Origin of the sequence: Rhizobium sp. SG570, from assembly GCF_012275345.1 — a bacterium.
Classification (GTDB): domain Bacteria; phylum Pseudomonadota; class Alphaproteobacteria; order Rhizobiales; family Rhizobiaceae; genus Rhizobium; species Rhizobium lusitanum.
Window position 1 is genome coordinate 285,533 of record NZ_JAAZQI010000003.1, and the last position, 13,423, is coordinate 298,955.

At 57.1% G+C, this 13,423-nt stretch carries 9 protein-coding genes; 5 read left to right on the forward strand and 4 right to left on the reverse strand.

All coding sequences use genetic code 11. From position 1 onward, the window contains the following. Nucleotides 1-63 precede the first annotated feature (63 nt). Nucleotides 64-1,527 (reverse strand): efflux transporter outer membrane subunit, encoded by a 1,464-nt coding sequence (locus tag FHT28_RS08670; protein ID WP_047555663.1) that lies wholly within the window; start codon nucleotides 1,525-1,527, stop codon nucleotides 64-66. Between the two features lie 292 nt (nucleotides 1,528-1,819). Here FHT28_RS08670 and FHT28_RS08675 point away from each other — a divergent pair, with 292 nt between their 5' ends. From FHT28_RS08675 to FHT28_RS08685, 3 genes are all read left to right on the forward strand, one after another. Further along, complete coding sequence (locus FHT28_RS08675) at nucleotides 1,820-2,503, forward strand: response regulator transcription factor (RefSeq protein ID WP_037191116.1); 684 nt, start codon at nucleotides 1,820-1,822, stop codon at nucleotides 2,501-2,503. Next, nucleotides 2,503-3,768, forward strand: coding sequence for a HAMP domain-containing sensor histidine kinase (locus tag FHT28_RS08680; RefSeq protein ID WP_037191115.1), 1,266 nt, complete (start codon nucleotides 2,503-2,505; stop codon nucleotides 3,766-3,768). Before FHT28_RS08675 ends, FHT28_RS08680 begins: the two co-directional genes overlap by 1 nt. Nucleotides 3,769-3,893: 125 nt before the next feature. Further along, nucleotides 3,894-5,222 carry an efflux transporter outer membrane subunit gene (locus tag FHT28_RS08685; protein WP_162693736.1) on the forward strand — a complete coding sequence of 443 codons (1,329 nt, stop codon included), beginning with the start codon at nucleotides 3,894-3,896 and terminating at the stop codon, nucleotides 5,220-5,222. Between the two features lie 56 nt (nucleotides 5,223-5,278). Here FHT28_RS08685 and FHT28_RS08690 read toward each other — a convergent pair whose 3' ends face one another. Next, nucleotides 5,279-5,980 (reverse strand): alpha/beta hydrolase, encoded by a 702-nt coding sequence (locus FHT28_RS08690; RefSeq protein WP_131511972.1) that lies wholly within the window; start codon nucleotides 5,978-5,980, stop codon nucleotides 5,279-5,281. A 149-nt stretch (nucleotides 5,981-6,129) separates the two neighbouring features. On the opposite strand from FHT28_RS08690, the gene FHT28_RS08695 reads away from it, so the two are divergent. Together FHT28_RS08695 and FHT28_RS08700 are read left to right on the forward strand one after the other, a co-directional pair. After that, nucleotides 6,130-6,588, forward strand: coding sequence for an IS5 family transposase (locus tag FHT28_RS08695; protein WP_246704817.1), 459 nt, complete (start codon nucleotides 6,130-6,132; stop codon nucleotides 6,586-6,588). Nucleotides 6,589-7,049: 461 nt separating this feature from the next. Beyond that, nucleotides 7,050-8,999, forward strand: coding sequence for a methyl-accepting chemotaxis protein (locus tag FHT28_RS08700; RefSeq protein WP_348644975.1), 1,950 nt, complete (start codon nucleotides 7,050-7,052; stop codon nucleotides 8,997-8,999). Between the two features lie 288 nt (nucleotides 9,000-9,287). Here the strand turns inward: FHT28_RS08700 and cysG are convergent, their stop codons facing one another. Both cysG and FHT28_RS08710 read right to left on the reverse strand, forming a co-directional pair. Next, nucleotides 9,288-10,766 carry a siroheme synthase CysG gene (cysG, locus tag FHT28_RS08705; RefSeq protein ID WP_051963211.1) on the reverse strand — a complete coding sequence of 493 codons (1,479 nt, stop codon included), beginning with the start codon at nucleotides 10,764-10,766 and terminating at the stop codon, nucleotides 9,288-9,290. Beyond that, on the reverse strand, nucleotides 10,738-13,392 hold the full coding sequence (locus tag FHT28_RS08710; protein ID WP_168595998.1) for a nitrate reductase: 2,655 nt from the start codon (nucleotides 13,390-13,392) through the stop codon (nucleotides 10,738-10,740). The genes cysG and FHT28_RS08710 overlap by 29 nt, the downstream gene beginning before the upstream one ends. Nucleotides 13,393-13,423 lie beyond the last annotated feature (31 nt).

Genomic DNA, 13,423 nt, shown 5'->3' on the forward strand with positions numbered 1-13,423 from the left:
AAATAACGCGCTTTAGGTCGTCGCGGAGATGGGGATTTCCCAGATAAGTCTTATGTGAAATAGTCATTGAGCGGATTGCTTTGCCTGAAGGTGCGGAGCCTCGTTCACGTCGCGAACGGCCGGCTGTGAAATGTCGATCGGACCGGTCCATCCGCCTCCGAGCGCTTTGTTAAGCGAGATATAATATGTCGCGATATCGGCTTTGGTCTCGATGAGACTTTTTTGGGCCGAGTACAAAGACCGGTCGGCGTCCAACACGTCGAACAGATCCCCTTCGCCGGCGATTTGCAGCTGCTTTGAAAGCTTCGCAGCCGCCCGATAGCCTTCGACCGACTTCGCCAGATCCACCGAGCGCGCCCTCGATCGATTGAGAGAAATTATGGCGTTCTGAACATCCTCTAGAGCGGTGAGGACGGCTGACTGGTAGGAGAAGAGGTACTGATCACGTTGTGCCTTGGCGACATCAACCGCCGCCCTCAACTGGCCACCCTTGAAGATCGGAATCGTAAGCGAAGGGCCAAACGACCATCCGATGGTAGATTTCTTACCCAGATCAGAAATGCTCGTGGCGGAAGAATCAATGGATCCGGTAAGGCTCAGCGACGGGTATCGATTAGCCTCGGCCTCGCCAATCTTTGCTGTCGCTTGGGCCAGTTCACGTTCTGCCTTGCGCACGTCTGGGCGGGTATTCAATATGTCGGCAGGTATTCCGACGGAGATCTTCGCGGGAGGAACGGGAAGCCTTGACCTCTTGCCCAGGAGGCTCTCAAGCAGCAATGGCGACTTGCCGAGCAAGACCCCCAACCGATTGACTGACTTGGCATAGGAGATTTCATAGGATGGAACATCGGCATGGGTGGACGCCGCTTGAGCTTCGGCCTTGGTAACATCGACCAACGACGTACCACCCGCACTATATTGTGTGCGCGTCAGCGCGGCCGTTTGGGCCTGAGATTTTGAAGAATCTTGAGCGAGTTCCGCCAGCTGCTGATATTCGCGTGCCTGAAGATAATAGGTCGCGACATCCCCAATCAGGGTGACGAGCGTATCGCGCAGGTCTTCTTCCGCGGCGTCGACGCCATATTTCGCAGCCTCCGCCGTACGCTTATTGCCCCCAAATAAATCAAGCTCCCAGCTGGCATCGAAACCGGGCTGATAATCATTGTAGGCGGTAGCCGGCGTGCCACCAGACGCGGCCGTGCGGTTGCGTGTCGCGGAGGCCGTGCCCTCGATCGTCGGGAGCAGTGCGCCAACCTGTTCGCGATAGGTCGCGCGAGCTTCCCTTATCTTTGCTTTCGCCGTAGCGACATCGAGATTGGCCGCGACGGCTTGAGCAATAAGGTCATCGAGGATCGGATCCTTCATTTGCTTCCACCACTCCGCAAGTGCTGGTGGCTTGTCCGGATTATCGTGCGCTCTGGTGTTCCAGCTCTTGGGCATGGAAAGCCCCGGCTTCTGGTAGTCTGGGCCGACGACACAGCCGCTGAGCGCACCAGCCAAAAGAAGCAGAGTGCTAAACTGGTGCATATTCAGCCATCGGGCTGAGCTTCGACACCAGCCCTGTGTTGTAGGCGCCAGCTTGCTCCTGCGAGCTCCGCTATCGGTATCCAGTCCCGCCCCCTCTAATGGCACGGGATAAGACTGCGAATGGGATTCAGTTGTCTCAGTCAATACGAGGCTCCAGGGGCAAATTGCCGACGGCCCTCTGATAGCGACTGTGATGTTAAGCGACGTTAAGGAAGTGTAAAGTTGTGTAAAACTTCTTCCGATCGGCGTTGTTGGGTGTATTCGTGCCGAGGAAATGCACACGGAACCTGATATGGCGAAAGTACTTTTGATCGATGACGACAGTGAGCTGACGACCCTTCTCAGCGAATATCTTGTAGAGGAAGGGTTTCAGGTTGAGACGTCGGAAGATGCCCGTGTTGGCATAGCTAGTGCCGCCGACCAATCGGTGGACATCATCGTTCTCGACGTGATGATGCCGCGGATGAACGGCATAGACGCTTTGCAACGCATCCGTCGCCTAGGCGATGTACCCGTTTTGATGCTGACGGCAAAGGGAGATGACATCGATCGAATTTCCGGTCTCAATCTTGGCGCGGATGATTATGTCGCAAAGCCGTGCTCTCCCGGTGAACTGGTCGCTCGCATTCGCGCTATTCTTAGGCGAGCAGGAAGCAGGCCCGGTGATGAAAATATTCTTCAGGTCGGTGACCTCGCCTTACATCCGGCCAGTCGAACCGCCCAATGGCAAGGCAAGCCGCTGGAATTAACGGGTGCGGAATTCAACATACTCGAAGTGTTGGCACGCAATGCCGGGCAATTGGTACCAAAGCAGGAAATCTCTCGGCGCGCATTCGGCCGACCTCTTACGCCATTTGACCGTCGCATCGACGTTCATATCAGCAGCGTACGCCAAAAGCTCGGCACCCGTGATGACGGCACGTCCTGGATTCGCTCCATCCGCGGCCAGGGATATCAACTGGTGCAGGAGTACTGATGCGAAAGTTATTTTGGAGGATTTTCGCAATTGTTTGGCTTACAATGGCTCTATCAATCGCGATACTGTTTGCGATCGGTTCTGTCTTTGGACTGGTACCTCCCGCGCAAGAACTCCGCGACCAACGGACATCTTTCGCGCTCGATACAGCCGCTAGGTTATTGGCGACAGGCGGGGTTGACGTATCACAACAATTCCTGTCCGCCGTTGCGCAGACGCCGTCGCCAGTCCATCTGAAACTGACGGTCATCGGCGGACCAATGGAATGCACCATCAAGGTTACGGATAAATTTGAAAGACGTGTCGTCAATGCAGACCATTGCTTTCAACTGAGCGCCGAGGCGACGGAAGTCGGCTTTCTATCACGCAATCTGCCGAGGCTCGTCCCTTGGGCTTCAGCCATGTTTGCTGCTGCACTCGCTGCCTATTGGCTGGCGCAATATCTAACGCGGCCCGTGGAACAATTAAGGGGTGGATTGCGCGCCTTGGCGCTCGGCCAATTCGATATACGAATCGGCAATAAGATCGATCGAAAGAGGGATGAGATTGCAGCGCTTGCTCATGATTTTGATATCACCGCGGCGCGTCTGCAGGAGTTCCAGAATATCCAACAGCGTCTCTTTCACGATATATCTCATGAACTTCGATCACCTCTGTCTAGGCTGCAGGCAGCAATTGGCCTTCTGAACAAGAATCCCAGTCGATTGCATGCAATGACCGAGCGTGTCGAACGAGAAATCGCAAGAATGGATGATCTCGTTGGCGAGATTCTGACTCTCGCCAGACTCACCACCACCGAGATTGAACCACTGGAGCGACAGACCGTTGATCTAGTCGACCTGCTTCGCGAGATTGCCGACGATTGCGCGTTTGAAGGCGCTTCGCGCAACATCACTCTGCTTTACGAGGGAGTAGGATCCTGCGTGACATCCGTTAATGGTGAGCTCATTTACAGAGCGATAGAAAACGTGGTGCGAAACGCTGTCAAATATTCCCCATCAAATACACAGGTCCTCATTCGAACCAAGAGGGAAGATCAGGCCTTCGCGATTACCGTGGTGGATCAAGGTCCGGGCATCCCCAAAGATGTTCTCGAGGCAATCTTTCAACCGTTTCGGCGTGGAAGTGATCTTCCCCCTGGCGCCGTCGGTTTTGGCCTCGGATTAGCGATAACAAAACACGCCTTCGCACGCCATGGCGGCGAAGTACAGGCCGAGCTTCCAGCGGAAGGCGGACTGCTCATGCGTATGATTCTTCCTGTTTAACCACCCATAATTTTGCGAAAGTGCAGGCCATGTTCCACTCGCATGCTTTTTGCATTCCCATGATTCTTGCAATCGGAACCCTCAGCAGCTGCGTCGATACATCCGTAAGTGCACCGGCGGCAGACATGCCAAAGACATTCGTTGGCGCGACAAGACTAACAAGAGCCTCACCGATCAGCCAGGATTGGTGGCGCGCTTTTGCTGATCCTGAACTCAATAAACTCATTGAGCTTGGGAGCGCGAAAAATCCCGAGATATTGGAGGCTCAAGGCCGTGTTGGGCAGGCTCGTGCGAACGTCGATCTTGCATCGGCAAACTTGCTGCCGACGGTCTCCGGCGGGGTCGGCAAAGCGCGGGGTGACAAATACGGATTTGGCACATCGACAAATAGTTATGGTACCGCTTCGGGAAGCTGGCTTGTGGATATTTTTGGTGGCGCGCGGGCACAAAAGCGTGCGGCGGAGGCGCGCTTTGATGCTGCGGTGTTTGACGCCGCCGAAACGAGCCTAAACGTACTTTCGTCAATTGGGTCAACCTATGTGGACCTACGCTACTACCAAGAACGAATTGCGCTGGCACGCCAGACCGTTGAAAACAGAAAGCGCAATCTATCCTTGATGCGGGACAGTCAGGGCGTTGGACAAAGCAGTGGACTGCAGATCGTTCAAGCCGAACAGCTCGTGGCGAAAGCCGATGCAGAGCTTCCGTCACTCGAGATCCAGCTTGAGAGTTCTATCGCCACTCTCGCGAGCCTGACCGGGGTGCCGGATGCAGAGCTGCGTGCTGAACTTCATGATAAAGCGGCTCAACCGCGCCCGCGATACAAAATCGGAGTTGGCATCCCTACCGATGTCATCCGCAATAGACCGGATGTGCGGCGAGCGGAAAAGAACTTCATCGCCGCCGCCGAAAGCGTTGGAGTTGCGAAGGCGGCCTTTTATCCTTCCTTGGAGCTCAGCGGCTATATTACGCCGACAGCAGTCGTACACACCGGCCATGTCGACATCTGGCAAATGGCTGCCAATCTAACCGCACCCATTTTTGATGGGGGAAAGAACAAGGCAAATCTCGCTTCCGCGAAAGCACAATTGCAACAAGCACAAGCCGCTTGGCAATCCGCGGTTCTGAATGGCATCGCCGAAGTCGAAAAAGCGCTTGCGGCTTATAATAGAGATGGACGCAATATTGCCGCGCAAGAAAAACTTGCCTCAACGTCAGAAGAGACATTGCGACTTGGTAGGGTGAGTTTCCAGCTAGGTGCGAGTGAATTCTTCAATATTCTCGATGCTGAGCGCGACTACCTCGAGGCCCAGCAGTCGAGAGCACAAGCCATCCGCGATCAGGCACTGCACTACATAGCGCTCTGCAAGGCTGCCGCACCAGTCACGCAAGGTACTAGGGCGCGTGGACAAATCGCTGACAGTCCGCCGACCTACCGCTTGGGTTACAAGTGATGTCATACTTGTCCGGCGGTGGCTGCATGATCGGTATCGGCTAGCCGCGTTAGCCGCTATGCGACTAAGAACGCGGTTATTTCATCGGCCAAGCCAGCGAGAAAAGTGTTCCGATCCGGATGAGGTTCCGGCACATTTGGCGGCAATTCGTCCATGTAGGTGAAATGGCCGGCATCGGGATCAACTTGGACCGCCACAGATGCCTGAGCGGCGAGCACATCCATGAGAAAGCGAGATTGAGCCGGCGGCGTGATAGTATCCTTGGCTCCCACCCAGATTTTCATCGGCATCTTTATACGGTGAAGCGCGCCTGGACGGCGGAAGAAGTCCGTTGGCGGAGCCAAGAGGGCCAATCGCTCAAGGCGTGGAGTCGCGCCTGTAATCAGTTGCTGCCCATCAAGGGTTTCGCCCTCGGCGCCTTGAAGGGCGAGCAGAGCTGTAGCTCCAATGGAATGCCCGATGCCAACGATGGGGAGGTTGCTGTAGGCGCAACTGTCTATAGATGCTTCGAGCCTGTGGATGCGCATGTCCAACTCGGCTTTGGTCGGGACACTTGAGGCCAGCATTTCGAAGTGTGGCGCAATGACCGTGCAACTCCTGTTAGCCATGGTCTGCAGCAAATGATGGTGGCGTGCCGGGTTACCACCACGACCGACTGCGAACAAAGCAATGCACTTTGGCTGCTCGGCCTCGATCCGAGTAATGGTAAAGGCTTCCAACTCGTTTGATACGATGTTGGTATCGGACTCAATTCCCATATTTTCCTCAATCATCACAATAGGTTTAGCATCGTCTTCCGCGACAAACGAAGCTCAAAGTATCTCAATCATTGACGTCCCGACCAGTCACTGATTCAAGGCTGCTTTTTGGTGGCAGCATTGAGCCGGGGCGATCTCACTGAAACAGAATGGCGCATTCTGGAGGGTCTGTTGCCAATCGAACCGAAGAACCGCGGTCGAGGCAGACGGTCCAAGAAGAACCGCTCGACGCCCTCGGACGACCGCTCGCCTTCATTCTGACAGGCGGCGAAGCGGCCGATTGCAAAGCATATGATGCCCTAATTAGCTTGCCCGAACGCTCGCCGGGCGCCTTGCTGGCAGACAAAGGCTATGATGCTGAGACCATCCGTGCCGACCTCGCCGAACGGAAAATCGAAACGGTCATCCCCGGCACGTCAAACCGCCGCGTGAAGATCGAACATGACCGGGCGCTCTACAGGCAGCGCAACCGCATCGAGCGCATTTTCGGCCACCTAAAGGTCAATCGTGCCATCGCTACCCGCTACGATCAACTAGCCAACAGCTTCCTCGGCATGGTCTATCTCGCCACCGCCAGATACTGGCTTAAATTTGTCCACGCCGCCTAGTGTCCCAGAGGAAATGGATCCAGCCAGGCGCCCGCTGTCAAGCTAATGCCATCTCCGACACTGATTGATCGGGACCATTTCGCTCGGATAGTTAATTGCCCGCAGGGATCTGCTGCGCCTTAGAAGCGCACTGAAATCCGCGGAGCTGGAGCGCCGCCCTTACTTGGGCAAGCAGTCGGGAGCCAAGACAGCGACAGAATGACATTGGAGGGACAGTGGCTATTCACGAAGGTGATGAGGCCAGAGTCGGCGGTCTGGCAGATATTTCCATTTCCTTCGCCCGCGCATTGTTTCATGCGCTGGGAGCGTCGTTAATTGGCACCTTTCGATCGTATCCCGCGACCTGTTGATGGAAGATGCCGATTCCCACGTCAAGGCAGCCGCCCTTTGCCGGCGAGGTGCACCAGCTTAGATGACGAGTAGCCCAGTTAAGCAATTCGCTATCTTTATCGGCTAGTTTATTGAAAATTTACCATGGGGAGGGGCTAAAAATGGAAATGTCTATCAGGACAGGACTGACATCACTCCTTGTCGTGCTTGCGCTCGCCTTCTGCGGCAACGCGCTTGTGTCGTTGGTGGGATTGAACGAAACAAACGCATCCACCATCTCACTCGGCAAGAATATGCTGCCGAGCGTTCGGACCATCGGCGACCTGGAGGCCGCCCTTACTGATAAACGCTTGGCCTATGCACAGCACATCCTATCGTTAACGCCAGAGACCATAGCCAAGGCGGAGCAGCGCATCAATGACGTGAAGCAAAAAGCCGCCCAGCAAATTACCGCCTACCGTGCTCTCGCCGCGTCGGATGTCGAGCGGAAGCTGATTGACCAGATTGAAGCCGGTGTCGCGACTTACGACACTCTCGCAGCGCCAATGATCGAACTGTCGCGCCAAAACAAAAACGAGGAGGCAGCCGCCATCCTCAATGGGGCGATGCGGAATCAAGCGATCAAAAACGGTGAGCTGCTCAATCAACTCAAGGACGTCAACCTGGACGTTGCCAACCAAGCCGTCGGCAGCGCGGCAAAGGCATTCTCGTCGGCATTGGGAATCTCCATCGCGACCATCGTCGTTATTCTCGGGCTGAGCGGCTTTGGCATCTACTATGCGGTCAGGATCGTTTCGCTACCGCTGACCCGGATTACCGGCTCCATGAAGGAGTTGGCAGAAGGCGCCCTTGATCGAGAAATCCCTTATCGGTCGCGTGCCGACGAAATCGGGAACATTGCAGCTGCGCTGGAAGTCTTCCGCGAAAGTGCACTTGCCAATCAAAGATTGGAACAAGAGGTTGCTGCCCAGCGAACGCTCTCCGAGCGGGAGCGCGACCGCATTGCTCAGCTCGAAGAGGTGCGGGCCGAAGCTATGGCCTACGCAACGGCGCAACTCGGGAGGGGCCTGAAGCAGCTGTCTCATGGGGACCTGACCGGCCGAATCACGGAACCATTCGTCGCGGAACTCGAGAGCCTAAGGGCGGATTTCAACAGCGCCACGGCCCAGCTCGCGGAAACGCTGCGAGCGGTTGCCGATGCAACCGGCGCCATCGACGTCGGGACGAGCGAAATCAGCCAGGGCGCGCAGGATCTATCGAAGCGAACTGAACAGCAGGCGGCGTCGCTTGAGGAAACTGCCGCGGCCCTCGATGAAATTACCGTCAATGTATCGAACTCCTCAAAGAGAGCCGATGAGGCCCGAGCTGTAGCCGCGCAGGCAAATGCGGGCGCGGCACATTCGGGCGTTGTCGTGTCAAATGCTGTAAACGCAATGCAGAGGATTGAGCAGTCATCCAACCAGATCGCGAACATCATCGGTGTCATTGACGAGATTGCGTTCCAGACAAACCTCCTGGCGCTCAACGCGGGTGTGGAGGCCGCCCGAGCAGGGGAGGCGGGCAAGGGCTTTGCTGTTGTCGCGCAAGAGGTGCGTGAGCTTGCCCAGCGTTCCGCACAGGCAGCAAAGGAGATCAAGGATCTCATACGCAGTTCGAGCGTAGAAGTGCAGAGCGGTGTCAAGCTTGTTAGCGAGACTGGGGAGGCGCTGAAGACCATCGAAGGCTATATTATTACGGTCAACCAGCATATGGGCGCGATAGCAACCTCAGCGAAGGAGCAATCCGTAGGTCTTTCCGAAGTTAACATTGCTGTTAACCAGATGGATCAGGTAACGCAACAGAATGCCGCAATGGTCGAACAAACAAACGCGGCAAGCGCAACGCTCGCCGGCGAAGCAACCAGGCTGCGAGAGCTGCTCAACCAGTTCCAACTCGGCGTGACAAGAGCGTCGCAGGATGCGCCGCGCCGCAAACCTCCCGCCTCGCCGGTTGCCGTCACCGCTCTCCACAAGCCGGCCATTTCTCCGGCACGCAAAATGGCTAACACCGTAGCCGCAGCCTTCGGCGGAAAGACAGCGTGAGTGCTGGCAGTCGGGAAGAGTTTTGACGATAATCGGGGTTGATCCGTCAACGTTTGGAGTGTCAAACGGCGCGGAGAGCGCGCCGCTCGGGCGGAGCGCAAAGTGCCGATCTTTGAAAATAATTTGAAAAAGAAAGTGGGGCCGCAAACACTATCGATGACGGTTCTATGGCATCTGCCTTTGACATCAGCACCACATCTTTCAGGAGTGAGTTTCCGGTCGCCAACCTGTTTCACAATGTTCTCCGACACGATATCTCGCCTACTTGTTGCGTGACGCCAAATCAGATCAAGCTACAGCAACGAAACCCACGGCCTTGACGGGAGTTTCTCGAAGATTATCGGCGTCCGCGCTCGCAGTCCCGCAGGCTGAAACAGCGCCACCCACGGCGATCAGCACGGGATTTTCGTAGCCGATCTTCTCCATGCCCTTGGCAAGGTTTTTGAGGCTGCCGTGCCATTCCCGCTGGGTAGCGCGGCTGACGTCGGCCATGATTACGGCAGCGGTGGAAGGCGGCAGGCCGTTGGTGATCAGCCGATCGGCAATGAGCGGTGCTGTCCTGCCTCCCATGTAGAACACGGTTGTCGTATGGGGATCTGCGACGCATGCCCAGTCAACGTCTTCCGGCAGTCCGCCATGCCGAGAGTGGCCCGTGACGAAGCGCACGGACTGGGCGTGGTCCCGGTGGGTGAGCGGCATGCCAAGGCAAGAGGCCATGGCGCTTGCTGCCGTGATGCCGGGAATAACGTCGACGGGGATGTTCTCGCGACGAAGATGATCGATCTCTTCGCCGGCACGGCCGAAAATCATCGGGTCGCCCGACTTGAGGCGAACGACTCGCTTGCCGGCCTTGGCGAGCGCCAACATCGTTGCGTTGATGTCCTCCTGCCTGCAGCTTTGGCGGCCACCACGTTTGCCTACCAGCATGCGTTTGGCCTCACGGCGGGCAAGTTCCAGCACCTCCGCAGAAACAAGATCATCGAACAGGATGACATCGGCGGCTTGGAGGGCGCGGACCGCCTTCAGAGTCAACAGTTCGGCGTCGCCCGGGCCGGCGCCCACGAGCGTCACGTGACCGGCAGGGTTAGCATTGCTACGAATTCGGTCTGCATCCGCGATCAGGCCTGGTACCGCATCTGCGTCGGGCTCCTCGCCCGCGAAGGCGCGATCGACGAAACGTTCCCAGAAGTTTCGTCGTTGAACTGAGGTGAGGGCGTCTGTCACATGGGCGCGGATAGCCTGCGCAAGCTGAGCCCAGGATTTGACCGACCGCGGGAGGAGTGTTTCGATGCGCCGGCGGATAGCTTGGCCGAGGATCGGAGCAGCGCCGTCGGTCGAGATGCCAATCACCACGGGCGAGCGGTTAACGATCGAGCCGAACTTGAACTGACAGAATGCCGGCTTGTCGATGACGTTGACGGGAACACCGGCAGCGACAGCGTGATCGTGAAAGCAGCATGCTTCCTCGTCGGTTTTGCAGTCGCCTACCGCCAAAGCAAAGCTCTTGAAGCATGCCGCCTGCCAAAATGCATCGTGGTGGACAAACTGGTCAAGTTGCTTCCGAAAGCCCTCGGAAAGCTCGTCCATGGGGCAGAAGACATGCACCTCCGCGCCCGCTGCTGCCAGAAGTTCGGCCTTCCACGCCGCCCCGTCGCTGCCGCCGGCGATCAGCACGGATTTCCCCTTGAGATCGAAAAATACCGGCAGCGAGGTGAGTGGAGCGATCCGCTCCAGTCTATCATTCCGCGGCTTGACGAAGGCAGCCATCGATAATCCCCTTAATTTCAATGCGGCAAGAGCCACAATTGGTTCCGGCATTGAGCTGTCTGCCGATAGCCTCGACCGTGTGGCAGCCGCCTGCGACGGCGCCTACGATCTGGTTGATGCCGACCGAGAAGCAGGAGCAGACGGTTGCGCCAGGGTCCATCTGATCGGTACCTGGCCGGCCGGCGAGCACCGCAAAGCGCGCGCGCGCAGTCTCCAGTGGTGTGCTGAGTTGCTTGACGGCCCAGTCACGCGATACGGCGACAGGTTCGGGCGCGGCATAAAAGGCGAGCAACAGCCGTCCTCCGTCAAAGAAGCCATGACGTTGCTGTCGCGTCGGGTTGTCGACATAGGCGAGATGCTCGCCACGATCAAAAAGGCCGAACGTATCGCGACACCAGGCTTCGATATCGTCAAGTGCCTTGTCGAAGCCGAATTCCACGCGCCATCCGGCTTCTGTCTTCGCGACCGCCCAATAGGGCGCCTCTAGCCGCTCAGGGCGGAAGGCGACAACTGCAAAACCATGATATGCCATTTCGGCTGGCCGTACCTTGACGCCGATATTCTTGAGCGCGGGCTGGCCGGAGATGGGGTCAGTGTGTGGCGCCAGCAGAGCGGCCACGCGCGCATTTGCAGAATACTCATCGTTCCAGTGCATCGGCACGAAGACGCCGCCGCGTGGCTGCCGCTCTGTGAGCAAGGCTCGTAGCACGACTGAACCGAAGGAATTTTCCACCCGTACCAACCCCGCCTTGTCGATGCCGAGTTCAGCGGCGTCCGCCGGGTTGATTTCGGCGAAAGGTTCGGCGAGATGCGACGAGAGCCGCGCCGCCTTGCCCGTGCGCGTCATCGTGTGCCACTGGTCGCGGATGCGGCCGGTATTGAGAATAAAGGGGGCATCCTTGCTTGTGCGGTCATCGCGCTCAGATTTTACGGAGATGAACCTGGCCTTGCGATCCGGCGTGTAGAACTGGCCATCGGCGAAAAATCGCGTGACGCCTTCGGGAGCACCTTTGCGATGCGGCCATTGGAACGGTGACATAGCCTCGAAGATACCAGGAGAGATATCAGCTTTCGCGCCTATGTCGAAGTCGCGTGTGCCGCCATTTTCGAATCCAGAAAGGGCCGCGTGTTCGGCGAAGATTGTGGCGGGATTGTCGTAGTCAAAGCCGTCGAAGCCCATCCGCTTGGCAACTTCGGCCATATGCCACCAGTCGGGCTTTGCGTCGCCGGGCAGATCCAAGAAATTGCGCTGGCGGGAAATGCGCCGCTCGGAGTTGGTGACGGTTCCGTCCTTTTCGCCCCAGCCGGCGGCTGGCAATAGCACATGGGCGAGTGCGGCGGTGTCGGTGTTCTTTTGAATATCGGAAACGACGACGAAGGGGCAGTTGCTAATTGCTTCGCGCACCCGGTCGGCATCCGGCATCGAAACGACCGGATTCGTCGCCATAATCCACAGGGCTTTGATGCGCCCGTCCGCCACGGCTTCGAACATTTCGACGGCCTTGAGACCGGGCCTTGCAGCCATGGTTGGCGAATTCCAGAAGCGTTGCACACGATCGCGCGCGGCTTCGTCCTCAATATTCATATGCGCTGCCAGCATGTTGGCAAGACCACCCACCTCGCGGCCACCCATCGCATTCGGCTGGCCGGTCAGCGAGAAGGGTCCCATGCCTGGTTTGCCGATGCGCCCAGTGGCCAAATGGCAATTGATGATCGCGTTAACCTTGTCGGTGCCGATCGAGGACTGGTTGACGCCCTGGCTATAGCAGGTCACCACCTTTTCGGTTGTTTCAAACAGACGATAAAAGGCCCGCAGTTCACCGACCGCTAAGCCTGTTTCCTCCGAAACATCCAGCATGCTCCTGGTTTGCGCGGCTTCCAGCGCATCGTTAAAGCCGATCGTATGCGCCGATACATAGTCCTGGTCGAAAGCCGACGATCCTGCGAGATGGGCAAGCAACCCATTGAAGAGGGCAACATCCCCGTCGCTTTTGATCATCAAGTGCATGTCCGCAAGATCGGCGCTAACCGAGCGTCGCGGATCGATCGTGACAATTTTCATATCCGGTCGGCTTTGTTTTGCCGCTTGGATCCGTTGGTTGAGCACCGGATGGCACCATGCGAGGTTCGAACCAACGAGTACGATCAGATCGGCGAGTTCGAGATCCTCGTAAGTGCCCGGCACCGTGTCCGAACCGAAGGCGCGTCGATGACCAGCGACGGAGGAGGCCATGCAAAGCCGTGAATTCGTGTCGATATTGGCCGAACCGATAAAGCCTTTCATCAGCTTGTTGGCGACATAATAGTCTTCCGTCAGGCATTGACCTGAGACATAGAATGCGACCGAATCCGGCCCATGCTCGGCGATGGCTTCACAAAATTTCGAGGCTACGAGATCGAGCGCGTCGTTCCAGTTTGCACGTTGACCGTCGATTTCCGGGTAGAGGACACGGCCGTCGAGATCGATCGTTTCGGCCAGCGCCGAGCCCTTGGAACAGAGCCGGCCGAAATTGGCCGGGTGCCCCGGATCCCCTTTAACGGAAGCCTTTCCGTAATCGTCGACCGTCGCAATAACGCCACATCCGACACCGCAGTAGGGACACGTAGTCTTCGTTTCAGTAGGCACGCTTGGTCTCCCCGATGCTTAGTCGCCGATG

What these genes read in the sequence shown, in the direction of transcription:
- FHT28_RS08670 (WP_047555663.1), bottom strand. Translation starts at nt 1,527, where the DNA reads ATGCACCAGTTTAGCACTCTGCTTCTTTTGGCTGGTGCGCTCAGCGGC.
- FHT28_RS08675 (WP_037191116.1), top strand. Translation starts at nt 1,820, where the DNA reads ATGGCGAAAGTACTTTTGATCGATGACGACAGTGAGCTGACGACCCTT.
- FHT28_RS08680 (WP_037191115.1), top strand. Translation starts at nt 2,503, where the DNA reads ATGCGAAAGTTATTTTGGAGGATTTTCGCAATTGTTTGGCTTACAATG.
- FHT28_RS08685 (WP_162693736.1), top strand. Translation starts at nt 3,894, where the DNA reads ATGCCAAAGACATTCGTTGGCGCGACAAGACTAACAAGAGCCTCACCG.
- FHT28_RS08690 (WP_131511972.1), bottom strand. Translation starts at nt 5,980, where the DNA reads ATGGGAATTGAGTCCGATACCAACATCGTATCAAACGAGTTGGAAGCC.
- FHT28_RS08695 (WP_246704817.1), top strand. Translation starts at nt 6,130, where the DNA reads ATGGCGCATTCTGGAGGGTCTGTTGCCAATCGAACCGAAGAACCGCGG.
- cysG (WP_051963211.1), bottom strand. Translation starts at nt 10,766, where the DNA reads ATGGCTGCCTTCGTCAAGCCGCGGAATGATAGACTGGAGCGGATCGCT.